At 68.5% G+C, this 25,623-nt stretch carries 18 protein-coding genes; 2 read left to right on the forward strand and 16 right to left on the reverse strand.

Annotation, left to right across the window (positions count from 1 at the left end; all coding sequences use genetic code 11):
• Window positions 1-18 precede the first annotated feature (18 nt).
• Both ACXJJ9_RS09885 and ACXJJ9_RS09890 read right to left on the reverse strand, forming a co-directional pair.
• Window positions 19-1,536 (reverse strand): alpha/beta hydrolase family protein, encoded by a 1,518-nt coding sequence (locus tag ACXJJ9_RS09885; protein WP_457097021.1) that lies wholly within the window; start codon window positions 1,534-1,536, stop codon window positions 19-21.
• Complete coding sequence (locus ACXJJ9_RS09890; RefSeq protein WP_457097022.1) at window positions 1,473-1,811, reverse strand: hypothetical protein; 339 nt, start codon at window positions 1,809-1,811, stop codon at window positions 1,473-1,475. The genes ACXJJ9_RS09885 and ACXJJ9_RS09890 overlap by 64 nt, the downstream gene beginning before the upstream one ends.
• 197 nt (window positions 1,812-2,008) lie before the next feature.
• Between ACXJJ9_RS09890 and ACXJJ9_RS09895 the strand changes: the two genes are divergently transcribed.
• Window positions 2,009-3,316: an amidohydrolase gene (locus ACXJJ9_RS09895; RefSeq protein WP_457097023.1), complete on the forward strand. Its 1,308-nt coding sequence runs from the start codon at window positions 2,009-2,011 to the stop codon at window positions 3,314-3,316.
• Between the two features lie 36 nt (window positions 3,317-3,352).
• On the opposite strand, the gene ACXJJ9_RS09900 is transcribed toward ACXJJ9_RS09895, so the two are convergent.
• From ACXJJ9_RS09900 to ACXJJ9_RS09965, 14 genes are all read right to left on the reverse strand, one after another.
• Window positions 3,353-5,356 (reverse strand): phospholipase D family protein, encoded by a 2,004-nt coding sequence (locus tag ACXJJ9_RS09900; RefSeq protein WP_457097024.1) that lies wholly within the window; start codon window positions 5,354-5,356, stop codon window positions 3,353-3,355.
• A gap of 25 nt (window positions 5,357-5,381) precedes the next feature.
• A complete protein-coding gene (locus tag ACXJJ9_RS09905) occupies window positions 5,382-5,990 on the reverse strand; it encodes a YceI family protein (RefSeq protein ID WP_457097025.1) in 609 nt (202 codons plus the stop codon).
• A gap of 33 nt (window positions 5,991-6,023) precedes the next feature.
• Window positions 6,024-6,500 carry a SixA phosphatase family protein gene (locus ACXJJ9_RS09910; RefSeq protein ID WP_310054762.1) on the reverse strand — a complete coding sequence of 159 codons (477 nt, stop codon included), beginning with the start codon at window positions 6,498-6,500 and terminating at the stop codon, window positions 6,024-6,026.
• 67 nt (window positions 6,501-6,567) lie between these two features.
• Window positions 6,568-7,212, reverse strand: a complete 645-nt coding sequence (locus ACXJJ9_RS09915) for a ParA family protein (protein ID WP_310054763.1) — start codon at window positions 7,210-7,212, stop codon at window positions 6,568-6,570.
• A gap of 76 nt (window positions 7,213-7,288) precedes the next feature.
• A complete protein-coding gene (locus ACXJJ9_RS09920) occupies window positions 7,289-7,933 on the reverse strand; it encodes a histidine kinase dimerization/phospho-acceptor domain-containing protein (RefSeq protein ID WP_457097026.1) in 645 nt (214 codons plus the stop codon).
• 129 nt (window positions 7,934-8,062) lie between these two features.
• Window positions 8,063-8,968 carry an AEC family transporter gene (locus tag ACXJJ9_RS09925; RefSeq protein ID WP_457097027.1) on the reverse strand — a complete coding sequence of 302 codons (906 nt, stop codon included), beginning with the start codon at window positions 8,966-8,968 and terminating at the stop codon, window positions 8,063-8,065.
• Window positions 8,969-9,005: 37 nt separating this feature from the next.
• Window positions 9,006-10,643: a putative 2OG-Fe(II) oxygenase gene (locus ACXJJ9_RS09930; protein WP_457097028.1), complete on the reverse strand. Its 1,638-nt coding sequence runs from the start codon at window positions 10,641-10,643 to the stop codon at window positions 9,006-9,008.
• Window positions 10,644-10,673: 30 nt separating this feature from the next.
• Window positions 10,674-12,374 carry a gamma-glutamyltransferase gene (gene ggt, locus ACXJJ9_RS09935; protein WP_457097029.1) on the reverse strand — a complete coding sequence of 567 codons (1,701 nt, stop codon included), beginning with the start codon at window positions 12,372-12,374 and terminating at the stop codon, window positions 10,674-10,676.
• Window positions 12,375-12,473: 99 nt separating this feature from the next.
• Window positions 12,474-15,416: an ATP-binding protein gene (locus ACXJJ9_RS09940; protein WP_457097030.1), complete on the reverse strand. Its 2,943-nt coding sequence runs from the start codon at window positions 15,414-15,416 to the stop codon at window positions 12,474-12,476.
• 86 nt (window positions 15,417-15,502) lie between these two features.
• Complete coding sequence (locus ACXJJ9_RS09945; RefSeq protein ID WP_457097031.1) at window positions 15,503-16,699, reverse strand: EAL domain-containing response regulator; 1,197 nt, start codon at window positions 16,697-16,699, stop codon at window positions 15,503-15,505.
• A 163-nt stretch (window positions 16,700-16,862) separates the two neighbouring features.
• The gene (locus ACXJJ9_RS09950; RefSeq protein WP_457097032.1) at window positions 16,863-17,495 is read right to left on the reverse strand and encodes a tetratricopeptide repeat protein; all 633 of its coding nucleotides are present in this window, start codon (window positions 17,493-17,495) and stop codon (window positions 16,863-16,865) included.
• An 81-nt stretch (window positions 17,496-17,576) separates the two neighbouring features.
• Window positions 17,577-19,874: a family 20 glycosylhydrolase gene (locus tag ACXJJ9_RS09955; RefSeq protein WP_457097033.1), complete on the reverse strand. Its 2,298-nt coding sequence runs from the start codon at window positions 19,872-19,874 to the stop codon at window positions 17,577-17,579.
• A 90-nt stretch (window positions 19,875-19,964) separates the two neighbouring features.
• Window positions 19,965-22,682 carry a TonB-dependent receptor gene (locus tag ACXJJ9_RS09960; protein WP_457097034.1) on the reverse strand — a complete coding sequence of 906 codons (2,718 nt, stop codon included), beginning with the start codon at window positions 22,680-22,682 and terminating at the stop codon, window positions 19,965-19,967.
• Window positions 22,683-22,760: 78 nt separating this feature from the next.
• A complete protein-coding gene (locus ACXJJ9_RS09965) occupies window positions 22,761-23,798 on the reverse strand; it encodes a glucokinase (RefSeq protein ID WP_457097035.1) in 1,038 nt (345 codons plus the stop codon).
• 374 nt (window positions 23,799-24,172) lie between these two features.
• Between ACXJJ9_RS09965 and ACXJJ9_RS09970 the strand changes: the two genes are divergently transcribed.
• Window positions 24,173-25,495, forward strand: a complete 1,323-nt coding sequence (locus tag ACXJJ9_RS09970; RefSeq protein WP_457097036.1) for a sugar MFS transporter — start codon at window positions 24,173-24,175, stop codon at window positions 25,493-25,495.
• The last annotated feature ends 128 nt before the right edge of the window (window positions 25,496-25,623 follow it).

Raw genomic sequence — 25,623 nt, forward strand, 5'->3', positions numbered from 1 at the left:
CCATCCGTCATGAGGTGGTCAACGCGTGGCGGCCCGGTCCGGCTGCAGGTAGCGGTCGAGGAAGCCGAGCACGCGCGAGTAATACTCGCGCCGCGATTTGTCGGCGAAGAAGCCGTGCGATTCGTCCGTAGGGAAATAACCTTCGTACGGTTTGCCGGCCGCCTCCAGCGCGGCCTTCATGGCGCGCGCATGCTCGGGCGACACGCGCTGATCGCGGCCGCCCTGCACCAGCATCACTGCCGCCTCGATGCGGTCCGCGTGGCGGGTGGGCGAGTTGGCCACCAGCGCCAACTTGTCCTCACCGAGCGTCGTCTTCAATTGACCCTTGCCCCAGATCGAACGGTGCACGTCGCCCCAGCGGTACATGGTGGGCAGGTCGTAGGGCCCGGCCATGCCGATCGCGCAACGGTACAGCTGCGGCTCGCGCACCACCGCCATCAGGGCGGCGTAGCCGCCATAACTCTCGCCCCACACGCACACGCGCTGCGGATCGATCCCGGTCTGCGCCGTCGCCCAGCGGGTCGCGTCGGTGAGGTCGTCCTGCATGAGGCCGCCCCACTGGCGGTAGCCGGACTCCATGAAATCGCGCCCGCGGCCGCCGGAGCCACGGAAATTGACCTGCAGCACGGCATACCCGCGCGCGGCCAGCATCTGAACGTCGTCGTGGAAGCCCCAGTCGTCCTCCACGCCGAACGGACCACCGTGCGGAAACACCACGAGCGGCGCGGCCGCGTTGCCCGACTTGGGCAGCGTCAGGTAACCGTGCAGGGCGATGCCATCGCGCGCCCGCAGGCTGATCGGCCGCATCTCGCTCAGGCTCTCGCGATCCAGCCAGGGCCGGCTCCGCGCCAGCATTTTGAGGTCGCCGGTCGTGGTGTCGAGCTGATAGAAGCGGCCCGGCTCGCGGTCGCCGGTGACGGTCACCAGAGCGGTACGTCCGTCGCGGCTGGTGCTGGTGACGCGCGCGATCTCGCCCGCGAACGTGCGCTCGAGGTCGCGCATCAACACCGCGTGCGGATGCTTGTCGTCGAAGAAGCGGATCACCGGAACCCCGACGCCATAGGCCGCGCCAATCGGTTCGCTGCCGTCGAACGACCACACCAGCCCGGCCGGGCTGAACTGCGGATCACTCGCCACGATGCTGCGCTCACCCGTCGCCAGGTCGATGCGCTCGATCACGTCCGGGCCGGACTTGCGCTCGGACCACAGGTAGCCGAAGCGGCGGTCGTAGCTGACCCCGACGGGGATCACTTCGACGCCGGACTCCGCCTCGTCGTTGATCGCCACCCACGCGTCGCCGCGACGCAGGTACACCTTCTGGATGTCGTCGTTGTCCGTCGCCCAGCTGAAGTGCGGGGCGCCCAAGCGGTCGACCAGGAACGTCGCGCCCGGCGCGGCGCCATCGACGATGTCCTCGGGCGTGCCGCGTCCATCGGTGCGCATCTTGCGCAGGCGGGTAATGCATTCGTTCTTCAGCACCTTGACGCAACTGACGATGAGCACGTGCTCCTGGTCGTTGCGCAGCGGATCGACCATTCGGCATACAGGCGCGTGTCGCTGACCCAGAACGAGGAATCGACGAAGCCCTCGTGGCCGGGATCCACGCTCGCGGTGACTTTCATGTCGGCGCGTCGCACGATGGCCAGGACCGTGCGGTCGTCCAGCGGCACCCGCGTCGCCACGTATTCGCCGGAGGGCGACAGGCTCATCGATTCGTACTGCGGCCGGCGCAGCAGGTCGTCCAAAGTGGGCGGCGCCGCCTGCGCCATCGAACAGGCAACGGTCAGCGCCGCAACGTGCAGGTGCTTCATGATTCCTCCTTGCCCCAATCCCCGCCGGGAAAGATACCCGCAGCGTTCGCACCTGCCCATGGGCGCCGGCGTCCCACCCATCTCGGCACAACGCATGCGGACGGCGGCTATTGCGCCGCGCGCCATGCGGCCAGATCGCGCACGGGCCGGCGCGCACTTTGGCGGTAGCATCGGCGCTTTCCGTCCCGGAGTGCTCCATGCGTCGCCTTGCGATCCTGCCTTTCGCGCTGTGCGCGCTCACCGTCCACGCCCAGGCCACGCAGCGGCCGGAAGTCGCCGCGGCGGCGCGGGCCGAGCAGGCCAGGGTCGTCGCCTGGCGGCGAGACTTCCACCAGAACCCGGAACTGTCCAACCAGGAACAGCGCACCGCCGCCAAGGTCGCCGAACACCTTCGCGCGCTCGGCCTGAAGCCGCAGACCGGCATCGCACACCACGGCGTGGTCGCGATCATCGAAGGCGGCAAGCCGGGACCGAAGGTCGCGCTGCGCGCCGACATGGATGCACTGCCCGTCACCGAACAGACCGGCCTGCCCTTCGCATCGAAGGCGACAGCGACATTCAACGGCCAGAGCACCGGCGTGATGCACGCCTGCGGCCACGACGGCCACACCAGCATCCTGCTCGGCGTCGCCGACGCACTGGTGGCGATGCGCAAGGACCTGCCCGGGCAGGTGATGCTGATCTTCCAACCGGCGGAGGAAGGCGTGCCGCCGGGCGAGAACGGCGGTGCCCCGATGATGCTGGAGGAAGGCGTGTTCAAGACCTTCAAGCCAGACGCGATCTTCGGCCTGCACGTGTTCTCCACCCTGCAGGCCGGGCAGATCGGCGTGCGCCAGGGACCGATGCTGGCGGCGTCCGACCGCTTCACGATCAAGGTGCACGGCCGGCAGACGCACGGCTCGCGGCCATGGGGCGGCATCGATCCGATCGTCGCCGCCGCCGACATGATCGGCACCGCGCAGACCATCGTCAGCCGTCGCACCGACCTGGCGAAGCTGCCGGCGGTGGTCACCTTCGGCACGATCCATGGCGGCATCCGCTTCAACATCATTCCCGACGACGTCGAGATGACCGGCACGATCCGTACCTTCGACCTGGGCATGCGCGAGAAGATCTTCGCCGACCTGAAGAACGTCGCCGAACATGTGGGCGCCGCCCATGGCGCGACCGTGGAAGCGAAGGTGCCCGACGCCAAGGGCAACCCGGTCACCTTGAACGACCCCGAGCTCACCGCGCGCATGCGCCCGAGCCTGGAAGCGGTCGCCGGCAAGGACAACGTGGTCGAGCCGCCGCTGCAGATGGGTGCCGAGGATTACGCCTACTTCGCCAGGGAAGTGCCGTCGATGTATTTCTTCGTCGGCGCCACCGCCAAGGGCATCGATCCGGCCACCGCGCCGGGCAACCACTCACCGCAGTTCAACATGGACGAATCCGCGCTCGACCTCGGGCTGCGCGCGATGTTGCAGGTGACTCTCGATTACCTGCACGGCGGGCAGCCGCAATAACGCCGGGGACGTCGTCGCCCGCGTGGCGGGCGACGGTTACAGGATCGGCGCCAGGCCAGCGCCGAACGCGGTGAACATGCGCGTGGTCAGCGACTTCAGCCCGACATCGACCTCGGGGAAGTCGCCGACCGGACGGTAACAGGCACGGAAGCGTGGATGGTTGCGCCGCAGCGGCTCGGGACAGTCGGGTCCGGGGACGAATTCGTAACTCGTGGCATAGCGCATCGGCCACAGGTCGAAGATCGGCATGGTTTCGGACATCTTGCCGATCGAGTATTCCAGTCCGGAGAACATCGACGGCTTGTCGCGCGCGGCGATCGCCCAGGCGTTTTCCGGGCGGGTATCGCGGCGGATGCTTTCGGCCAGCGCGTGCGCGAACGCGGGGTCCTCGATCACCAGCGCGCTTTCGGTGTTGTAGTTGTCGCCGCGCGGATCGAAGTTGTGCGTGCCGATCACACCGATGCGTTCGTCGATGACGATCGATTTGGCATGCAGGCCGACGCGCACGCCGGCACGCCGCAGCGGCACCGGCTCGTTGGCGCGGCGGTGGGCATAGCGCTTGGCGGTGTCTTCGCGCGACAGCGGCGTGCGGTAGGGGCGGTAGACGACGCTGCGGCTGTCGCTGGCGTCGCTGTCGCGGCCACGGCGGGTGTATGCCGGTGGCGTTCCCGACGCCGGCCCCGAGCCCGAGCCCGGACCGGGTAGCGCCAGGGCCTCGCTGGGGCCCTGCTCCTCGTCGGACAGTTCCGGCAATTCCGCGCCGGTGGCGGCGACGTCGATCGGTGAGTCCAGCGGGAACGGCTTGTATTCGTAGATGTCGAAGCCGAATTCGCGCAGGTAGCGGCGCTTGTACTTGTACGACAGCGCGTAGGCGATGAAGGCATCGGTCGCGGCGAGCGAATTGGTCGACACCGTCACGCGCGGACGCTGGCTGCGCTCGCGCTCGTGCATGCGCCGGAACATCGCCTGCGCCGGCTTGGACATCACCAGGTACGGCGTCTGCAGGATCACCTCGCTGTGCGCGGTTTCGATCAGCTGGCGCAGCGTGTCCGAGCTCCATTCGTGCTCGCGCCCGGCGCTGCGTTGCTTGGTGGGCGTATCGGAGAGGTAATGCACCTGGCCGACCGGCATCGCGGCGGACACCAGCCGTTCGCTGACCACGGCGGCGTCGGCGGCGTCGCGGCGCATCGCCGCGGCGCGCTCCGGTCGCTCGAACACCGGCGGCGCCAGCGTCGGCACGCCGCCCTTGATCAGCCGTTTGCCCACGTCGGCGAGGTACTCGACGGGCACGCTGCGGCGATCGTTCCAGAAAGTGACGAAGGCGGCGTCCATAGTTGCTGCCGCCGGCCCGGCGACGAGCAGGTCGCGGTCGCGGAAGTTGAACTGGTCGTTCCAGTCGTAATAGTCGTCCTGGTAGTTGCGCCCGCCGGAGATGCCCACCGCGCTGTCGATCAGCAGCATCTTCGAATGCATGCGCTGGTTGAGCTTGCGCCAGCAGCACGCGGCGGCGAGGGCATACTGGGGATAGTTGATGCGCGCGCGATGCAGCACCGGGTTGTAGATGCGAACTTCCAGGTTGGCGTGCGCGCCGGCCAGCGCCGCCAGGGTCTCCACGCGCTTGAGTGCGGACAACTGGTCGAGCAGCACGCGCACCTGCACGCCGCGGCGCGCGGCGGCCAGCAGTTCATCGAGCACGAGCTGGCCGGCGTCGTCCTCATCGAAGATGTAGGTCTGCAGGTCGATGCGCGTGGTCGCGGCGCGGATCAGGTTGATGCGCGCAAGCATGGCGTCTGGGCCGCGCTCGATGATCAGGGCGTAATGGCGCGGCTGTTCGCTGGTGGATTCGGTCAGCGCGCGGGTGGCGAGGTCGCGCAGGGGCGAGGGCTGCGCGCACTTGTTGAGCTCAGCGCAGTCGACCGCCGTCGGCCGCGCCGCGGCGACGATCCGCGCGCTGTGCTCGCGCTGGGCCGGCGAGAGGCTGGCGCAGGCGGCAAGCGCGAGCGTTCCCGCGGCGATGACGAGTCGATGCATCAGATTCATGGCGCGCGATTCTAGAGGCAAAGCCCTAAGGGGCCGCGTCTTTGGGGGCCACGTCCTGCAGGCGCACGCGTAGGCGGAAGTTCACGTCGTCGGTCAGCGCCCAGCGCCAGGTCTGGATGCCGTAGTTGGTACGCAGCACGCGCCCCTGCACGAGCACGTCGCAATCGTAGGCCGGGCGCGCGCAGGCGCTGGGCGCGAGCACGAACGCCTCGCGCCGGCTGACGCCGTGCATTGTCAGCGTGCCGTCGAGCGGGCCACCGCTGCGCACCAGTTCGCCGGCGTAGGGATCGGAGCGGAATTCCACCCACGGATGGTGCGCGGCGTCGAGGAAGCGCTCGCCGCGCGCGAAGCGGGTGTAACGCGGCGAGCCCTCGACCTCGACACTGGCGGTGGCGAGGCGGATGCGCACTTCGTGGCGGCCATCGGGCAGCTGCACCACTTCGCCTTCGTAGCGCGGAAAGTGGCCGCTGAGGGTCTGGCCCCAGCGCATGCTCAGCTCGAAGTCGAACCGGCTGCGGCTGGCATCCAGTGCCTGCGCGGCGGCGGGAGCGAACGGCGCGAGCGCGAGCAGCGTGCAGATGGCGAACAGTGATTGCCGGAAGCCGAACAGTGATTGCCGAAAGCCGTTATGCACCACCTCATCTACCCCATGCCGCGTGCCCGTGGCTCACGGCCACCAGAAGGCGCTGAGCTGCGCGATCCCGGGCTCCAGCGAGGCACCGGCCGGCACCGTCAGCACGGCGATGCCGCCCGGCGGCATGCCGCGGTAGTCGCCGGACTGGCCACTGTGCAGCAGCGCGGCCAGCTGCTCGAAGCCGGGATTGTGGCCGACCATCATCAAGCGTTCGGAGTGGGCGTGGCTGTCGGCGAGCGTGATCAGCGCGCCCGGCGTGCCCTCGTAGATGGAGGGCTCGATGCGCTGGTCGACATAGCCGACCGCGCCGAGCACGGCCTCCAGCGTCTCGCGCGTGCGTCGCGACGGCGAGCACAGCACGCAGTCGGGCACCAGCCGGTTTTCCGCCAGCCAGCGGCCCGCGGCCTCGGCTTCGGCGAGGCCCTCCGCCGACAGCGGACGATCGAGATCGGCCTGACCGGGCGAAGCGGGGTCAGCGTGGGCGTGGCGGAGCAGGATCAGTTCGCGCATGGGCAGGCCGGGTTCCGTGGTGGCGATCGGGAATTCGAAAACGAGGATGGGCTCGGGAATCCGCCCGTTACTTCTTCAGCCACCGCAGCAGGGGCTGCCAGTCGGCCTGGTGCTCGCGCACCTGCGCGGAGTGGTAGTCGAACAGAGTCTTGCCCAGCGCGGTGGTGACGACGTAGCCCTGGCTGTCGCGCAGTTGCGCCACCAGCGGATAGGGCCACTGCGCGAGCAGGTCCAGCGCCTGCTGCGAGACGTTGGTCCACGGCTTGAGCTTGTTGCCGACCAGGGCGACGCGCAGCGTGCCCTTGCGCACGCGCGGATGACGGGCCAGCGAATCGAGGAAGGGCACGGTGGCCTCGATGTCGAAAGTCGACGGCACCACGGGTACGACCACCGCATCGACGGTGTCGAGGAACGGCTCGAGGTCATGGGCCATCGCCCCGGCGGCGCCGTCGACGACCACGCGCTGGGTGTCGTCGGGGACCTGCTTGCGCCAGCCCTTGCGATGGGTACCGTCGACGGCCAGCACCGCACTGTCGAGGCCGGCGCGGCCGTCCAGGGCTCGTTTCTGCGCCCACCGCGTCGAGGAAGCCTGCGGATCGGCGTCGACCAGCGCGGTGCGCAGGCCGTCGAGCGCCGATTGCGCGGCTAGGTGGGTGGCGATCGTGGTCTTGCCCGCGCCCCCCTTGGAACTGGCCACCAGAACGGTCTTCATCAAACCCCCTCATCGGCGCGATGGCCCCAGCGTACAACGGCGGCTGGCCGTCGGCACGCGGCAGGAGCCGGCGCGTTCAGGCCAGCAGCGGCAGTTCCGCGACCAGCGCCACGCGGCCCCCGGGTTCGGCTTCGGCACGGATCTGCCCGTCGTGCTCGCGGATGATGGCCGCCGCCAGCGGCAATTGCAGGCCCAGTCCCTGCCCCAGCGCCGCAGGCAGGGGCCCGTCGAGCAGGCGCGCGGGCTCGTCGAGAAAATCCGCCGGGCACACCAGCCGCCGACGCAGGCGGGCCCGCCTGCCATCGCGTTCGAGGAACAGCGGCGCCGGCAGGACCTCCTCGGCCGACAGGCTCAGTTCGCGCAGGATGCGCAGCAACTGCTGCAAGCGGCTGTCGTCGCCCAGCATGCACAGCCGCCCCGGGCCGTCCTCGCAGCGCAGGGGCGCGGCGTCGGCGCTGGCGATGCCGAGCGCGGCCAGCACGCCCAGGTCGACCTCGGTGCGGCGTCCCAGCAGGTTGCCGCGCGCGGCGCGCAGGCAGTCGCCGAGTTCGTCGATCATGCCGGACAGGCGCATGCCCTGGCGTTCGATCAGCTCCAGCATGTGGATGCGTTCCTCCTCGCTGATGTCGCCGCTGCGCAGCAGGTACACCGCGGTCTGCATGGGCGAGAGCGGATCGCGCAGGTCATGGGCGACCCGTTGGAACCATTCGGGATGCGTCATTCCCCCTCCGGTTGGCGCTCATTGCGCCCTTTCTGGCTGGCACACAGCTGCTTCACGGTCTTGGGCTCCGGTGGCTTGACCAGATGGCGCATCTAACGTCCGACGACCCGTCGCGTCAAACCCCGGGGATCATCCGTTCCACTGTGCCCACAACGGCAGCGTGATCAGCGACAGCAGCACGCCGTAGCCGACCATCGCCGCGGCCAGGCGTGGCGCGAGGTTGTGAGCGATGGCCAGCGCGCCGGCTGTCACCATCGACGGCATCGCCGACTCCACCACGGTCGTGCGTGCCATGTCGCCATGCAGTCCGAGCAGCGGGACCAGCATGGTGGCGAGCGCGGGCATCAACGCCAGCTTCAAGCCCAGGCCCGCGGCGAGCGGCTTGAGCTCCTCGCGCGGCAGGGTGAGCCGGACCGACAGGCCGATGGTCAGCATCGCCAACGGCAGCAGCGCGTCGGACAGGCGTTGCAGGCCACCGGCAATCCAGGGCGCCGGCGCCGCCGGCATCAAGGTGAAGCCGAGCAGCAAGGCCCACAGTGGTGGAAATTTCACCAGCCGCAGCAGCATGTCCCGCGCAGTCGGCCGCGCGTCGCCGCCGTAGCGTGCCAGCACCCACAGGCCGAACGTCGACAGGATCAGGAACGCGCCGAACTGGTCGTACACCACCGCATACGGCAGTGCGTGCTCGCCGATCAGCGCGCGCGTGAGCGGATAGCCGAGGAAGCTGGTGTTGCCCAACGCCACGGTCAGCAGCAGCACCGCGCGCTCTTCGTCGCGCAAGGCCAGCCAGCGCGACAGCGCGGCGACCGCCGGCACGGTAGCGAGCAACAGCAACCACGGCACGGCGATCACGCCGAGCAGGGCCGGCTCCGGGTGCAGGCGCGGCGCATAGCGCAGCACCGCCGCCGGCAAGCACACGTACAGCACGACCAGGTTCAGCGTGCGCGCCGCATCGGCCGGCAGCACGCGCAGGCGCTGGAAGGCGTAGCCCAGCGCCAGCATGGCGAGCACGAGCGCGAAAGCATCGAACGCCATGGTCAGTGCTCAGCCCTGGTGCACAGGCATGCCGGGCTCAGGCCGCGCCGAGGTCGAACGAGATGCTGATGCGTTCGCCCTCGCCTGCATACGGCAGGGTGCGATGGAACAGGTACGACGGGAACAGCAGCAGCGTGCCGACCTGCGGCAGCACGCGCCGCAGCGCGTGCTCGGGCCACGGCGGCAGGCTCGCGTAGGGACGGCCGAATTCGATCCAGCCGGCATGGGTGGCATCGTCGGCGGCGATCGCCGGTGGCAGCTCCACGTAATACGCACCCGACAACCAGGAATCCTCGTGGATGTGGGTGTCGATGAAACCGCTCTGCGCCGCCTGCGTTGCCCACACATGGATCCGGTATTCCTGCGGGATGCCGGCAAGGAAGCTGTCGCTGGCGCCCGCCGCGCGTTGCGCGCGGCAGCGGCGCAGGAAGGCGTCGATGGCTTCGCGCAGGCGCTGCTCGAACCCGACGATGGCAGCCGTGCCGTCGGCCAGCAGGTCGCCGCTGAGATAGGCGTTGCGCGCGGCCAGGCCCGCGGGCTCCCAGCGTTGCTGGCTGTGCCGGCGGATGTCGGCGGCCAATGCCTGGTGGAATGCGGCCGCGCTGGCGAAACCCGCCGGCACCGGCGGTTCGATCGCATGGACGTGTCGCTGCAGGCCGACGAAATCGATGGCCGCGTCCACTTGGCCCGCGCTCGCCAAGGCCAGGCCCAGGTGCGCGATTGCACGCTGGTCGTCCGGGCGCCGCGCCACCGCTTCGGCCAGTGCCGCGTGCGCGGCATCGGCCTGGCCCTGCCGCAGCAACGCGATGCCGTGCTGGCGGATCACGCTGGGCGTGTCCACCCCGGCCTGGCGCGCCGCCGCGTACAGCGCGGCGGCCATCCCGGCGCGACCGTTGAGCATCAGTTGATCGCCCAGGGTCTCGATGGTGTCCGCATCGCCCGGGGCCAGTTCGTAGGCGCGGCGCGCATGCACTTCGGCGCGCACCGGTTCGCCCAGTTTGCGCAGCAGGATGGCGGCATTGCGGTGCGCCTCCGCCAGGTCGGGCGCCAGCTCCAGCGCGCGCTCGGCCGCGGCGAGGCCTTCGCGCAAGGATTCGGAATCGAAGAGATTGGAAAGCAGGGCGGCCAGGGCCTGGTGCGAGGCCGCGACCTGCGGCTGCAGTCGCAATGCGCTGCGCGCGGCCTCGATCGCCGCGGGGTAATCCTGCAACCGGCCCAGCGCCGCGGCGAGGTTGTTCCAGGCCTCGCTCCACTGCGGTTCGAGTTCGACCGCGCGCCGGAAACTTGCGGCCGCGGCGGCGAAATCGTTGTCGAGGAAACATGCGGTGCCGTGGCGGAAGGCGACGCGGCCGATGGCCGGCAATGCCTGCGCGGCCATTTCCAGCAACGGCCGCGCCGCGCCGGCGTCGCCCCGCTGCAACAGCCAACTGCCGCGATCGAACGCCGTGCCCGGATCGTCGGGACGCAACGCCTGTGCGCGTTCGAGCGCGAGGCCGGCACCGGCGTCGTCGCCCAGCGCCTGGCGTGCCATCGCGAGCATGCGCCAGCCATCGAAGTTCGCAGGATCGCGCTGCACGACCTGCTCGCATTGCAGTCGCGCCTGTTGCACCTGGCCGCCGCGCAACTGCGCCCATGCGCTGCGCAACAGGTCCGCGATCGCGGCGGCGTCGGTCACGCGGGTTCGGGGAGTTCGTGGCTCATCCGCTCAGTATCCCGCGGCCTGTCCGTCCTTGCGCGACTCGCTGGCGCCGATGTAGCCGCCGTTGGGATTCACCATGATCGCCTGGTAGCCGCCGTAGGGGCCGTCGGCGAACCTCACCGAATGCCCCTTGCGCATCAACGCGCGCACCGTCTCGTAGGAGAAGCCGGATTCGAGGTCGACCTCGCCACCGTCGCTCATCGCGGTGGCCTGGCCCGTGGGTTCGGTGGAACCGTCGTGCTGGATGCGTGGCGCATCGCCGGCTTCCTGCAGGTTCATGCCGAAGTCGATCAGGTTCATCAGGATCTGCGCGTGGCCCTGCGGCTGCATCGCACCGCCCATCACGCCGAAGCTCAACCACGGCTTGCCGTCGTGGGTGACGAACGCGGGAATGATGGTATGGAACGGACGCTTGCCCGGTGCGAAGGAATTCGGATGACCTTCCTTCAACACGAACTGCTCGCCGCGGTCCTGGAAGATGAAGCCCAGGCCCGGCGGCGCCATGCCGCTGCCCATGCCGCGGTAGTTGGACTGGATCAGCGACACCATCATGCCGTCTGCGTCTGCGACGGTCATGTAGATCGTGTCGCCCTCGTTGAGCTGCGGGATCACGCCCGGCTCGACCGCCTTGGCGGCGCGGTCCATCGAGATCAGCTTGCCGCGTTCACGTGCGTATTCCTTCGACAGCAGCTTTGCCACCGGCGTCTTGTAGAAGTCCGGATCCGCATAGGAAGCAGCACGGTCGGCGAACGCGAGTTTCTTGGCTTCGGTGAACAGGTGCACGTGCTCGGGGCTGCCGAAGCCGTACTTCTTTAGGTCGTAGGGCTCGAGCAGGTTGAGGATCTGCAGCGCGGCGATGCCCTGGCCGTTGGGCGGCAGTTCCCACACGTCGTAGCCGCGGTAGTTGGTGTTGACCGGCTCGACCCATTCGCCGTGGTGCGCGGCGAGGTCGTCATAGGAGAGGAAACCGCCGTTGGCCTTGAAGTAGGCGTCGATGGTGCGCGCGATGTCGCCCTTGTAGAACGCATCGCGGCCGCCCTTGGCGATCTTCTCCAGAGTGTTGGCGAGGTTGGGGTTGCGCCACATCTCGCCGGTGCGCGGACCGCGCTTGCCGTCAATCGTGAACTGCTCGGCGAACCCCGGCCACTTCGACAGGTTCGGTACCGAGCGGCCCCAGTAGTAGGCGATCACCTCGTGCACCGGATGGCCTTCGCGCGCGTAACGGATCGCCGGCGCGAGGTCGGTGGCGATGGGCTTGCGGCCGAAGCGGTCGTGCAGGGCGAACCACGCATCGACCGCGCCCGGCACCGTCACCGGCAAGGGGCCGTAGGAGGGAATGTCGGTGAGTCCGCGCTTCTGGAATTCGGCCAGGGTCAACGACTTGGGCGAACGGCCGGAACCGTTGTAGCCGTACAGCTTCTTCGCCTTGGGATCCCACACGATCGCGAACAGGTCGCCACCGACGCCGCTTCCGGTCGGCTCCATCAGCCCGAGCGCCGCGTTCGCCGCGATCGCCGCATCGACGGCGCTGCCGCCCGCCTTCATCACATCGAGGGCGATCTGCGTCGCCAGCGGATGCGAGGTCGCCGCCATCGCGTGCGGCGCGTAGACCTCGCTACGGGTGGCGAAGGGGTGTCCGGTAACGCGGTCGGCGCACATGGCGGTAAGCGGGAGCGTCAGGAAGAGGCCAAGCAACAGTTTGCGCATGGGAGTTCGCCCAGGGACAGAGCGCGCATCGTAGCGCCGGCGCAATCCCCACGTCCGTGCCGGATCTGCCCGCAGCCGCGCGCGGCCGTGACAGCGCACTCAGTGGGCGGAATGGCGCTCGGCGACCAGCAGTTTCAGCCGCTCGGCCGCGGTGTCCACGTGCGCAACCAGCGGCAGGATGCCCGCCCACGCGCCGGCGTGGCCGGCGGCTTCGAGTTCGGCGGCGGCGTGCGCCAGCTCGATCGCTCCGACCAGGCGCGCGGCCCCTTTGATCTTGTGCGCCTGGCGGGCGATCGCGCGGATGTCGCCGTCTTCGCGTGCCTGCGCGAGTTGCGCCAGGTCCTGCGCGGTGGCGTCGAGGAAGTCGCGCAGCACCGCGCTGGTTTCCGCTTCGTCTCCGCCGCTCAGGTCGTTCAATGCGTTGTAGTCGAGCAGCGGCGGTGCTTCATCCAACTGCGGGAATCTGTCCGATGCCGGCGCGGCGCTGGCGTTGAGATCGCCATTGCCGGCCACATCCGCATCCGCCTGTGCGCTGGCCGTGTGCGGCAGCCACCGCTGCAGCATCTCGGCGAGCGTGGCGATGGCGACGGGCTTGGAAAGGTAATCGTCCATGCCGGCGGCGAGGCAGCGCTCGGCTTCGCCCTTCAGCGCCGACGCGGTGAGCGCGATGATCGGAGTGCGCGGCAGCCCGCGCTGCTTTTCTTCCCTGCGGATATTGCCGGCCAGGGCATAGCCGTCCATGTGCGGCATATGCACGTCCGACAGCAGCAACGCATAGCGCCCCGTGCGCCAGCGCGCGAGCGCCTGCGCGCCTCCCTCCACCGCTTCGCTGGCATAGCCGACTAGCGCGAGCTGGCGCGTGATCACCAGGCGATTGGTCGGGTGATCGTCGACCAGCAGGACGAGGCTGCGTTCGCTCTCGGCCTGCTCCAGGGTCGGCAGGCGCCGCGGCGTGAATGCGGCACTCTTGCCCGCGGACACGTTGTCGACGGGCAGTTCCGAAGCCGGCGCGCGCGGCAACGTGATCGCCATCCGCAGTGTCGTGCCGATCTGCGGCACCGAATCCATCGTCACCACGCCGCCCATCAGTTCGGCCAGGCGCGTGCAGATGGCGAGCCCCAGGCCCGTGCCGCCATAGCGGCGCGTGATGTCGCCTTCGGCCTGCGCGAACGGCTGGAACAGGCGTTGCTGCGCCTCCGCGCTGATGCCGATACCGGTGTCGGTGACACGGAAACTGAGCAGGTCCGCGCCCAGCGGGTGCGCATCGTCGGCGGGCACGCCCCCGCGCCATTCCAGCGCGACTTCGACCCCGCCCTGGGCGGTGAACTTGATCGCATTGGAGAGGAAATTGCCGATGACCTGGCGCAGGCGCAGCGCATCGGCGAGATGCGCGGGGGCGATGCGCTCGTCGATCTCGCAGGTGAGGGTGAGTCCCTTGCTCGATGCCGCGCCGGTGTAGTTCGCCACGGTGCTGCGCAGCACCGCGGCGAGATTGACCACGCTCGGCGAGACCTCCATCCGGCCGGCTTCGATTTTCGAGAAGTCGAGAATGTCGCCGATGATCTGCAGCAGCGACTGCGAACTCTGCTGGATCACGTTCAGCGCGTGGCGCTGGTCGGGGTCGAGCCGGGAGTGGGCGAGGATCTCGATCATGCCGGTCACGCCGATCATCGGCGTGCGGATCTCGTGGCTCATCGCCGCGAGGAACGACGACTTGGCGCGATTGGCTTCCTGCGCGCGCGCCTCGCTGGCGCGCAGGTCGGCTTCGAGGCGGTGGCGTTCGGTGAGGTCCGTGGCCACCGCGATCAGGCCCATGCGCTTGCCGTTTTCGTCGTGCAGCGCGGCCAGCGCCAGCAGCACCGGCACCTCGTGGCCATCCTTGTGCAGCAGGCGGGCTTCGGCCGGCGCCTGCTGCAGCTCGGCCAGGTCGAACATGCCCTGCCAGTCTTGGCGCACTTCGCGGCCCAGGCGCTGGCTCACCTCGGCGGCCATGCGCTCGGCAGTCGCCCTCGACATCATCAGCGGCGCGTCGTCCGGCAACCGGGCTTCGGTGGCGTGGCGCGGGACGCGGCCAACCACTTCCTCCGCTCGCCAGCCGATCATGCGCTCGGCGAAGGCGTTGAACGTGGTCCAGCGGCCTTCGCCGTCCATCGCGATGATCGCCACCTGCGCGGCATCGAGCAGCGAACGCTGGAACAATTCGCGCCGCTCCAGTTCGGCGCGCACTTCCTCGTTGCGGGCGAGCTGTTGGGTCAGTTCGGTTTCGAAGCCGAGCACATCACGACGCATCTCCAGGAACGCATCGGCCACCATGCCCAGCTCGCTGCCCTTGGGCAGGTAGGGCGGCATCGCGGTGTAGTCGTGCTGGCGCATGCGCCCGGCGATGAAGGCGAGGCTCTCCACGCCGCGGTAGGCGTTGCGCAGCACGGTGCGGCCGATCAGCGCGATCACCACCAGCGCGGCCAGCGACAGGCCGATGCGCACGGCGCTGACCCGGCGATTGGCAGCGAGGTTGTCACGGACGACCGCATCGGCCTTGACGGTGGCAAGGTCGGACAGCAGCTTGAGCCGCAGCGTCACCGGGTCGATGGCGGGGTACAGGCGCGTGTCGGCGAAGCGGCCGAGCGCATCGATGTCCTTGCGCGCCAGGATGCCGCGCAGCTCGACCATGGCCGCGTCCGCCGCGACGCGCTCTTTCGCGGCGGCGCGGAAGTGCGTGGCCTCTTCCGGCGTGCGCGGCAGCTGCGCCAGCGACGCCCAGCTGCGATCGATGCGCGCGCGCGCGGCATCGAGCCTGGCCTCGCCCTCTTCCCAGGGGATCAGGTAGTTGCGCGTGCGGAAGGTCGTGTCGACGACTTCGAGGCCGTAGGCGTCGGACACCGACTTGATCTCGCGCAGGCCCAGCAACGATTGGCCGCGCAGCGCGAGCAGCGATTGTCGCGCCTGGTACTGCGCGAGCTCGTCCACCACCAGCACGGTCGCACCGGTCAGCAGGAACAGCCCGAACAGGATCCACAGCTGTTGGCGGATGCCGGCTTTCATCGACGCGGGCAGACCGGACCGCGCGCGACCGGAGCGGAGAGGAGAGCCGTCGGCAATTCCCGGTAGCCCATGCCCGAGCGCCTGTCCTAGAACTCCGGTCGCCGCCAGCGCGACAGCATCGCAGGCAGTTCATCGCCGGGCGCCGGTGCGGCGATCAGGTGCCCCTGCGCCATCCCACAGCCGAGGTCGGCGAGCATCTGCCATTGCTCCACGGTTTCCACGCCCTCGGCGACCACGTCGAGCTGCAGCTTGCGCGCCAGGTCGAGGCTGGCTTCGATCATCGCGCGCTTGCGTGGCTGCGATTGGGCGCCGGAGACGAAGCCCTGGTCGATCTTGAGCTCGGTGAAGGGAATCTGCGAGAGCTGCGCGAGCGAGGAGTAGCCGGTGCCGAAATCGTCGATCGACAGGCCGAAGCCCTTCAGTCGCATCCGCGCGAGTACGCCCAGGCCGCGCGCGGCGTCGGCCATCACCGAACTCTCGGTGATCTCCAACACCACTTCGTTGGGCTCGACGCCCTGTTGGCGTACGAGGTCCTGGTAGCGGTCGGCGGCGGTTTCGTCGGCCAGGATCTGCGGCGAGACGTTGACGGCGACGTTGAGGCGCAGGCCGCGCTGGTCCCAGTAGTGCTTCCAGCGGCACGACTGCACGAGCATGTGGTCGGTGAGTTGGACCACCAGGCCTTCCTCTTCAACCAGCGGGATGAAATGGGCAGGGCGCACGATCCGTCCGTCGCGGCGACGCCAGCGTGCGAGCGCTTCCACCGCGACCGGCTTGCCGTTGCCGAGTTCGACCTGCGGCTGGAACCATGGCTCGATCTCGTTGCGGGCGATCGCCTCGCGCACGGCGGCGACGGTCACGTCGATCACTTCGTCATCGTCGTGGGGGTGCAGCTCTTCGTCGTAGCCGCCGAGCACAGACGCGAGCTTGTCGCGGGTCAGCGGTTTCTCGACGCTGCCGAGCACGCGCAGGCCGTAGGCGCGGGCCATGGTCTGCACGGTGTTGAGCAGCGCCGGATCGAGCGCGCTGGCGACGATCACGGCGCGCGCGAGCTGGCGCTGCGCGACCTGGCCGATGAATTCGATCCCGTCCATGCCGGGCATGTCGAGGTCGACCAGCAGGACGTCGGGCGGAGCGCCGCCGTTCTCGAGCAGGCGCAAGGCGCCGTTGCCGTCCGCGGCCTCACTGACCTCGCCGATGCCCAGGTCGGTCAACAGCCGCAGCGCCATGCGGCGCTGGAAGCCGTGATCCTCGACCACCATGACGCTCAGTTTCGACAAGGGCATCCGGTCCGCCTCGGTGCGCTGGCCATTGCCGTGCGTCGCGCATCTGCGCCGCTCCCGGCCCTTCGACCTGACCGCACTCTAGCCCGGCACGGTGTTCCGTGCGAATGCCTGTCCCTGACCGGGAGAAACGCCAGCTCGCGTGCGGCTGGCCCGCTTCAGCGCCTCAAGGCCACTGCGGCGGATTCGCGGCCCATGCCGCCTGCACCTCGGCCAGCGTGGCGTGCTCGCTGTCGCGCCAGTCGGGAAGCAGGCGCGTGAAGTTGGCCGGGTCGCGCCACAGCTGGGGTTCGGTGCGGATGGCCGCGCCGTACCACTGCACCGCCTCGTCCTTGTGGCCCGCGCTCCACAGCGCGAGGGCGAGGGTCGGTGGCACCCAGTTGGCGTTGCTGCGGCGCACGCTGAGCAGCTGCTGCCACTGCGCGAGCGCGCCGGCGGCGTCGCCGTTGCGGTACAGGTCCCAGCCGTAGTTCCACAGCAGCGGGCGCCACAGCGAATCGGTGGACGTGATGCGGGCCAGGGCGCGGCCGTACAGCTCCTTGCCCAGGTCGACCCGGCCTGCGTCCATGGCCAGGTGGGCGAGCTGGGCGTGTTCCGCCTTGGCGTGCGGATCACGCTCGATCGCCTTGAGCAGCTTCTGCACCGCGGCATCGCCGGTGTCCTTGATGGCGACGACCGGTCGGGTCGTGGCGGCATCGGCATCGAAATAGAACTCGGCCGGCTTGGGCAGCGACTGCGCGGATGCAGCGCCCGCGATGGCGAGGCCCGCGATGAGCGGGATAAAGAAACGGATACGCATGGATGGCCCCCTGTTGCTGTGTCGATCGTACCGCCGCCACCAACGTCCGGCACCCTGCCAAACGTTGGTGTCGACGAACGGTCAGGGCAGCAGCGCAACCTCGTCGATGGCCCACAGCGGGTCGGCCGCACCGGAGGCGAACACGAAGCACAGGTCGTGCCGCCCGGTCATGGCCGCGAGCGGCGCGTCCAGCACGCTCAGGGCGTCCGTGGCCCGTGCCGGCGCCAGCGGCAGCGTGGCGACCACGCGGCCCGCGCAACCATCGACGCGCACCTCGAGCGCGCCCCCGGGCTGGGAGGCGGGGCGGGTGACGACCTGCTTGATGTCGCGCCAGAGCTGGAAATTGAAGGGCAGCTGCCCCACCCGGACCGACAGGCGGCGCACCCCGTCCAGGTCGGCCTGTTCGTAGATCCAGCATGGATCGAAGACGTCGGCCGTCATGAGCGCGCGCGGTCCGTCGCGGGGGGCATCGTCTTCCATGCGCAGGGTCAAGCCGCCCTTGCACGACCGCAGCGATTGGCTGTCGCGCGCGCGCAGGCTGCGGGTGTCGAGTCGCAACGTGCGCGGCGCGGCCAGGGCGTGATCGTCGGCGAACGCATTGGCGGTCAGCGACTGCGCGGCGACCGGCAATTTCAGTGGGCCCGCATAGACCGGTGACTGCGGCGTCGGCGGCGTGCCGTCGGTGGTGTAGTGGATCGTGCCGAAGCCGGTCTGGTTCGACAGGATCACCGACGCCTCCCCGGATGGCGCGGGGGCTGGGGCGATGCGCACGGCGAACGCGCTGTCCGCCGCGTGGAAGTCCGCCGCGAGCCAGCGCGCCCGCATCGACGCGAGCCGCTGCAGGAAGCTGTTCCAGTCGCGGCGCGGGGCCGGGGTCCAGGTCACTTCCGCCAGCGCGGCCGCGCGCGGGAAGGCGGCGCGCTGCACGCGTTCGTTCGTGCGCAGGTGTTCGGTCCACAGGTTCGCCTGTGCACCCAGCACGTGGACCTGTTGCGCCGCCGTCAGTTCTTTGGGCACGGGTTCGAATGCGTACACGCTCTTGAGGTCGATCACCCCGAGGCGGCCCGGCGTCTCGTCGCCGAGGTCGCCCTGCACATGGTCGAAATACATGCCCGGCGCCGGCGCCAACACCACGTCGTGCCCGTCGCGCGCCGCCTCGATCGCGCCTTGCGTGCCGCGCCAGGACATCACGGTGGCGTCCGCGGGTGGCCCGCCTTCGAGGATTTCGTCCCAGCCGACCATGTGCCGGCCGTGCGCCTGCAGGTACTGCCCGAGGCGACCCATGAACCAGCTCTGCAGCTGCTTTTCGTCCTTCAGGCCCAGTGCCCGCAACCGCGCCTGCACCGCCGGCGACTGCTCCCACTGGTCCTTCACCGATTCGTCGCCACCCAGGTGGATATAGCGCGACGGAAACAGCGTCATCACGTCATCGAGCACGTTCTGCAAAAAGGTGATCGTGCCGTCGTCGACATTGAACAACCACGTGTGGACACCCCAGTCCGGCGACACCGGCGGCGCCTGGCCGGTCACGCCCAGCTGCGGATACGCGGCAATCGCCGCCTGCGCATGCGCGGGCAGGTCGATCTCGGGCACCACGGCGACGTGGCGCTGCGCGGCGTAGGCAACGACGTCGCGGATCTGCGCCTGCGTGTAGAAGCCGCAGTACGGCCGCGGCGTGCCATCGTCATTGCGCCCGGCCGCTCCTGCAGGAATGCGGCAGCCGCCGACCTGGGTCAGGCGCGGATAGCGCGGAATCTCGATGCGCCAGCCCTGGTCGTCGGCCAGGTGCCAGTGCAGCGTGTTGAGCTTGTGCAGCGCCATCTGGTCGATCAGCGCCTTGACCTCGTCGACGCTGCGGAAATGGCGGGCGACATCGAGCATCAATCCACGCCAGACGAAACGCGGAGCGTCCTCGATGCGTTGCGCCGCAATGGTCGCGGTGCCCTGTGCGCCGTCGGCGGTGGCCAGCTGCCACAGCGTCACCGCGCCGTAGAACAGGCCGGCCGATGCGCGGGCGCGGACTTCCGCGCCACGCGGCGTGATCTCCAGCGTGTATGCCTCGTCGCCCGACAGCGGCGCCCGCGGGTCGAGCACCAGCGTCACCGCGTTGTCGCCACCGCGCCGCGCCAGCGCGGGCACGAAACCGCGGCTGCGGCCAATGCGGTCAGACAGATCATGGCCGACGCGCTCGGCTTCCTCACCGCCACGCGCCACGATCCGCGTGCGCGCATCGAACCGGAACGTGCCTTCGCCCGGCACCACGCGCGCGGGCAACGGGATCACCGGCGTGAGCCGGGATTCGGTTTGCTCCGCCGCATTGGCGATGCCGGCGAACGCCATCGCCGCCAGCACCAGTGCCATGCCCATGCGTACCTTCATGTCCTTTCCTCGCCTGCTTTGGCTGTCAAAAGAACGGGCCCGGCAAGCCGGGCCCGTTGTCACGCACTTGCCTTGCTACAGCCCACCGACTCAATACTTGAAGCGGAAGTTCAGGTAGTACTGGCGGCCGTTCTCGTAGATCGAGCGCGGGCGCTCCTTCGACTCGGCGAAGTACTTGGTCTTCGGGTTGTTGAGGTTCATCAGGTCCAGGCTGAGCTGGTAGTTGTCGTTGATCTTCCAGCCGAACGAAGCCGACACGTTGTCGATCTCGTCCTGCCAGAACGCCGAGGCGCGATCCAGGCCGCTGAAGAACTTCGAACGGTACGTGTAGTTCAGGCGGGCGTTGAACATGTCGTTCTCGAAGTAGCCACCCAAGTTGTAGGTGCTCTCCGAGGTGCCCAGCATCGGCTGGCCGTCGTCGGTGTCACCGTTGGCGTAGGTGTAGTTCGCGAAGACGCCAAAGTACTCGGCGATCGGCTGCTGCCACGCGATTTCGAAGCCGTTGACATCGGCATGGGTGCCGACCGGTACGGTGAGGTCGTAGTCGACCAACGCACCCGGGGCCGGATGCAGCGCATCGATGGTCACGAACTGGCGGCGCTCGTGGCCCAGCGTCACGTAGTCGTCGATGCTCATGCTGAACACACCGACCGACAACAGCGCACGCGGGGCGTAGTACCACTCCACGGTCGCGTCGAGGTTGGTCGACAGGATCGGCCTGAGGTTCGGGTTGCCGCCGGTACCGCTGCCCACGCCATTCACCGTGGCCGGAGGCAGCAGGCTCACCGCACCCGCCAGCGCCGAGAAGTCCGGACGCGTCATGCTCTGGTTCGCGGACAGGCGCAGGACGAGGTCATCGGTCATGTCCCACTTGAAGTTGGCGCTCGGCAGCCAGTCCTTGTAGGTGTTCTTGGTGACCACAGTCTTGTACGCGCCGAATGCCGAGGTGGTGATGGCGTCGGGATCTGTCGCGTCGGCATTGACGAAGTTGGTGACCTCTTCCTTGGTCTCGACGTAGCGCATGCCGACGTTGGCGGTCCACTGCTCACCACCGAAGTTCAGCTGCAGATACGCGGCGTTGCTGCGCTCTTCCAGGCCATAGGCGCCCGGGAAGAAGAAACGCGTGACCGGATCGCGGTTGGTGAACGCGTCGTTGAACGTAGCGAGCTGGTCGGCGGTGAAGAACCAGATGTTGCGCGGGAAGTGGCCGCCCAGGCCATCGCCGAAGTCGCTCGGGTAGTTCTGGAAGCCCTGCGGCCAGTTGGCCGGATCGAACGCGCCGGGGCCTGGTCCCTGCGCGGTGACCTGGTCGAGGTTGCGTTCGTGCTTGGCGCCGCGCAGACCGAAATCGAGCGACTGCAGGACGCCACCGTCGACCGTCCACTCGGCGTCGACCTGGGCCCAGTCCTCCTTGTCTTCAACATCGATGTCCTGGAAGCCGAAGATCCAGTCGAGGCCGTAGTCAACATTGGGTACGCCGGGTTGGCCGGTGTTGGCCGTGCCGAGATTCCAGTCGGCCGCGCCGACGCCGTGCAGCGAATAGCCCGCGCCGGTGCCCTTGCCAATGTCCCATTCGGCGACGTCCTGCGTCGGCGTCTTGCCGTGGCCTTCCGAGGTGCCGGCCTGGCCACTCAGGCGCAGGCTCTCATTGATGTCCCACTTGCCTTCGAGGCTGAAGAATTCAGTGCTCGACTTGGCGCCCGGGCGTGAGATCTGGTCGTAGATGCCGTACTGGCGGGTCGGATCGGCAGTGAAGTTGGCGTCAACCAGCGTGTTGTCGCGGATCACATAGCCGGGATCCGGTGCCTGGCCGGCGCCCTGGCCGAGGATGCGTGCGCCCCACAACATGTAGTTGCGGTTGTAGTTGTCGGCCTTCATGTCCGAGCGGAAGTAGTTCGCTTCGAACTCGAGGCCATCGGCGGGCTTCCACTGCGCGCTGAACATGCCGCCGGTGCGCTTGCGTTCCTGCTCGAACAATGCGGAACCCATCAGGGCCGGGTAGAAAACGCCAGCCAGGTCGGGATTGCTGGTGGCGATGGCCGAGCCCGGGGCGATCGTTTCGTAACCCAGGATCTCCTGGCCGTCACGGCGCAGGTGGCGCTCTTCGCTGAAAGCCTGCAAGGTCACGCCGAAGCTGCCGTCATCGTTCTTCCAGTTGCCGAGCACCGAGATCTGCGGATCGGACTTGCTGGGCAGGTCGGCATAGACCACGCCGACCGAGCCGAAGATGCTGAAGCCGCTGTCGAAGTTGAGCGGGTTGCGGGTGATGATGTCGATGCTGCCGACCGCGCCGCCTTCGACCAGCTTGGCTTCGGACGACTTGTGCACCACCACCGAGTCGACCAGTTCCGACGGCAGCAGCGAGTAGCTGACGCTGCGGCCCACGGTACCGGTCTGGTTGAGCACGAACCAGTCGCCGCTGCCGATGTTGTGGCCGTCGATCAGGGTCTGGGTGAAGCTGGGGCTGGTGCCGCGCATCGACACGCGGTCGTTCTCGTCGAACGCGCCTTCGTTGGCGCTGGCGGCGCTGATGTTGATGCCGGGCACGCGCGACAGCGAATCGGCCACGTTCTTGTCGGGCATCTTGCCGATGTCTTCGGAGTTGATGACCTCGACGCGCGTGCCTTCATTGCGCTTGGTGTCCAGCGAGGCCTCGATGGCGCCGCGGATGCCCTTCACCACGACGGTGTCGAGGTTGGTTGCGGTCTGGTTCGACGCCGCCGGCGCCTCCTGTGCACTGGCCGAGCCGGCGACGACGCCGAGTGCGGCAACGATGCTGATCGACAGGACTTTCTTTCGGAGCTGCATGGATTTCCCCTCCCACGGTTTTATTGGTATTGGCCTGTGGATTCCGCCTCCCCCGGCAGAGCCTTCGACCGCTTCTTGTCACGCTGAGCTGTGGCCTGCGTCTTTGCTGCTGGGATCGGCGTCCTGCCGATGGTTCAGGTGCTGCACAAACCAGTTCGCCGCGCCGATCACGCCGAGGCGTTCGTTCTCGATCAGCCGCACCGGCACCCGCTCGAGCACGGCGCGCATCGCGCCCTTGTCGACCAGCCGGGCATGGAAGTCGCTGCTGGCGATGAAATCGAGGAGCTGGGGCACGATCCCGCCCGCAACGAATACCGCGCGGGCGCTGCCGATGACGGCAAGATCGCCGATGACGCTGCCCAACAGGGCACAGAAAGCGAGTACGGCTTCGCGCGCGATGGCATCGCCGCGGCGCGCGGCCTCGGTGATCGCCGCGGGCGCCCGCAAGGCGGGATCGTGGCCATGGATCGCGCACAACGCGTCGTAGAGATTGACCAGGCCCGGCCCCGACACCAGTTGTTCGGTCGACACATGCCGCGTCCGCTGCTGCAGCCAGCGCAGGATCGCGATCTCTCGCTCGTTGCCGGGCGCGAAGGCGGTCATGCCCGCTTCCGTCGGGAGCACCACCGTGCCGCGTGGATCCGGGATGCAGATCGCGGCGCCCAGGCCCGTACCCGGGCCGATCACCAGGACCGGGCCGGGATCGGCGACGGTCACGCCCGGCGTCAGCAGGCGCGATTCGGCCGGATCCAGGCACTGCGCGCCGTGCGCCGCGGCGGCGAAGTCGTTGATGACATGCAGCTCGCGCAGGCGCAGCTCTCCGCGCATCTCCGACAGCGATATCCGCCAGGGCAGGTTCGAGTTGATGACCTCGTCGTCCAGCACCACGCCCGCGCTCGCGATCACCATGCGATCGATGCCGGCGGCGGCGGCGTGCTCGGCCACGAATTCGGCGAGGATGACGGTGAGGCTGGGGTAATCGCCGCAGCTGTACTTGCGATACGCGAGCACCTCGATGGCGCTGTCCGCGTTCGCCCGGACCACGCCGATGCGCGCATTGGTCCCGCCCACATCGGCGGCGATGAATTGCTGGACAGGGGCAGGCGAGGACGCCATCGGGCTCACGGCCTCCGTCCCGCTGCCCGGCTCATCCGCTGCCGGCAGCCGTTCCCGGATTGTGGTCCTGCTGATTTCCACGGCATTCCCTTCTCTGACCCCCGAGCCTCGATCGCGGCCGAGATTGCGCCCGCGATGACAACGATGTCAACAATTGTTAGAAAAAAGTGATCGCCTCTGCTTTGAGCCCGGAAACTCCGGCGTTTTTGTGCTGCACAGCAGCAAGATTTATGCGGCCAACGCGGCGAGACTAGGCCGCAATTGCCGGGTCGGCTTGTCCACTGGTGACAACGTTACGCTGCAGGTTGTCGCACAGGTCAAATCGATCCGGTCGCCGCGGGGCAGCCCGCATTCCTCGGGAGGGAAGTCCTGCAATGTCCACCTCATCACCCGGCACCGCCGGTGCATCGCGCAGCCGCTACGGCTCGATCGCGATCGTCGGCGCGCTGTTCTTCATCTTCGGCTTCGTCACCTGGCTCAACGGCCCGCTGATCTCCTTCGCCAAGCTCGCCTTCGACGTCAGCGACACCCTCGCGTTCCTGATCCCGAGCGCGTTCTACATCTCGTATTTCTTCCTGGCCCTGCCTTCGTCGTTGATCCTGCGCAGGACAGGGATGAAGAAAGGCATGGCGCTGGGCCTGTTCCTGATGGCGGTCGGCGCCCTGGTGTTCGGCCAGTACACGACGGCGCGCGTGTATCCGGGCGCCGTCGCCGGCATCTTCGTGATCGGCGCGGGCCTGGCGATCCTGCAGACGGCCTCCAACCCGTACATCAGCATCCTCGGTCCGATCGAGGGCGCGGCGCAGCGCATCGCGGTGATGGGCATCTGCAACAAGCTGGCCGGATGGGCGGCGCCATTCGTGATCGGCACCCTGGTGATGCATGGCATGGGCGACGTAGCCAGCCGCGTGGCGGGTGCGGCCGATGCCGCCACCAAGGAAGCCGTACTCAACGAGTTCGCCGCGCGCATCCACGATCCGTACATGCTGATGGCCGGCCTGCTGGCGCTGCTCTCGGTCGGCATCATGTTCTCGCCGTTGCCTGAAATCCGCGCGGAGGAAGTCAATACCGAGGGCGATGCAGGCAGCAAGACCAGCCTGTTCCAGTTCCCGCACGTGTGGCTGGGCGCGCTGTGCATCTTCGTCTACGTCGGCGTGGAGGTGATGGCCGGTGACGCGATCGGTACCTATGGCCAGGCGTTCGGGTTGCCGCTGGACGAGACGAAGTTCTTCACCGGCTTCACGCTGAGCGCCATGCTGGTCGGCTACGTGGTCGGCCTGGTCGTGATTCCGCGCTACATCTCGCAGGAGCGTTACCTGAGCCTGTCCGCCATCCTTGGCGTGCTGCTCGCCATCGGCGCCTTCCTGACCAAGGGCTATGCGTCGGTGTACTTCGTTGCCGCGCTCGGCTTCGCCAACGCGATGATGTGGCCGGCGATCTTTCCGCTGGCTATCCAGGGCCTGGGCCGCCTGACCGAGAAGGGCTCCGCGCTGCTGATCATGGGCATCGCCGGCGGCGCGGTGATCCCGCAGTTGTTCGTGCACCTCAAGCAGGTGCACGACTTCCAGCTGGTGTTCCTGTCGCTGATGGTGCCGTGCTACCTGTACATCCTGTATTTCGCGATGCGCGGCCACAACGTGGGACACGCGCAGCACACGCCGGTGGCGAGCGCACGGGACGCTGTGTCACAGAACTGAACTGACGCACTCCACACGCCCCCGCACGTGTATCCACCACGGCGGGGGTTGGATAGGCTAGCCGCCCCCCCCCCGCAGCGTCGAGCGATGCCGCGGTCCGTCGGATGTAATCGGATGTAACCGCGAGG

The sequence above is a fragment of the Lysobacter sp. P5_B9 genome (assembly GCF_054049835.1).

Excerpts from the sequence above, each read along its gene's own strand:
- ACXJJ9_RS09885 (WP_457097021.1), bottom strand. The coding sequence starts at position 1,536 with ATGGTCGATCCGCTGCGCAACGACCAGGAGCACGTGCTCATCGTCAGT.
- ACXJJ9_RS09890 (WP_457097022.1), bottom strand. The coding sequence starts at position 1,811 with ATGAAGCACCTGCACGTTGCGGCGCTGACCGTTGCCTGTTCGATGGCG.
- ACXJJ9_RS09895 (WP_457097023.1), top strand. The coding sequence starts at position 2,009 with ATGCGTCGCCTTGCGATCCTGCCTTTCGCGCTGTGCGCGCTCACCGTC.
- ACXJJ9_RS09900 (WP_457097024.1), bottom strand. The coding sequence starts at position 5,356 with ATGAATCTGATGCATCGACTCGTCATCGCCGCGGGAACGCTCGCGCTT.
- ACXJJ9_RS09910 (WP_310054762.1), bottom strand. The coding sequence starts at position 6,500 with ATGCGCGAACTGATCCTGCTCCGCCACGCCCACGCTGACCCCGCTTCG.
- ACXJJ9_RS09915 (WP_310054763.1), bottom strand. The coding sequence starts at position 7,212 with ATGAAGACCGTTCTGGTGGCCAGTTCCAAGGGGGGCGCGGGCAAGACC.
- ACXJJ9_RS09920 (WP_457097026.1), bottom strand. The coding sequence starts at position 7,933 with ATGACGCATCCCGAATGGTTCCAACGGGTCGCCCATGACCTGCGCGAT.
- ACXJJ9_RS09925 (WP_457097027.1), bottom strand. The coding sequence starts at position 8,968 with ATGGCGTTCGATGCTTTCGCGCTCGTGCTCGCCATGCTGGCGCTGGGC.
- ggt (WP_457097029.1), bottom strand. The coding sequence starts at position 12,374 with ATGCGCAAACTGTTGCTTGGCCTCTTCCTGACGCTCCCGCTTACCGCC.
- ACXJJ9_RS09940 (WP_457097030.1), bottom strand. The coding sequence starts at position 15,416 with ATGAAAGCCGGCATCCGCCAACAGCTGTGGATCCTGTTCGGGCTGTTC.
- ACXJJ9_RS09945 (WP_457097031.1), bottom strand. The coding sequence starts at position 16,699 with ATGCCCTTGTCGAAACTGAGCGTCATGGTGGTCGAGGATCACGGCTTC.
- ACXJJ9_RS09950 (WP_457097032.1), bottom strand. The coding sequence starts at position 17,495 with ATGCGTATCCGTTTCTTTATCCCGCTCATCGCGGGCCTCGCCATCGCG.
- ACXJJ9_RS09955 (WP_457097033.1), bottom strand. The coding sequence starts at position 19,874 with ATGAAGGTACGCATGGGCATGGCACTGGTGCTGGCGGCGATGGCGTTC.
- ACXJJ9_RS09960 (WP_457097034.1), bottom strand. The coding sequence starts at position 22,682 with ATGCAGCTCCGAAAGAAAGTCCTGTCGATCAGCATCGTTGCCGCACTC.
- ACXJJ9_RS09965 (WP_457097035.1), bottom strand. The coding sequence starts at position 23,798 with ATGGCGTCCTCGCCTGCCCCTGTCCAGCAATTCATCGCCGCCGATGTG.
- ACXJJ9_RS09970 (WP_457097036.1), top strand. The coding sequence starts at position 24,173 with ATGTCCACCTCATCACCCGGCACCGCCGGTGCATCGCGCAGCCGCTAC.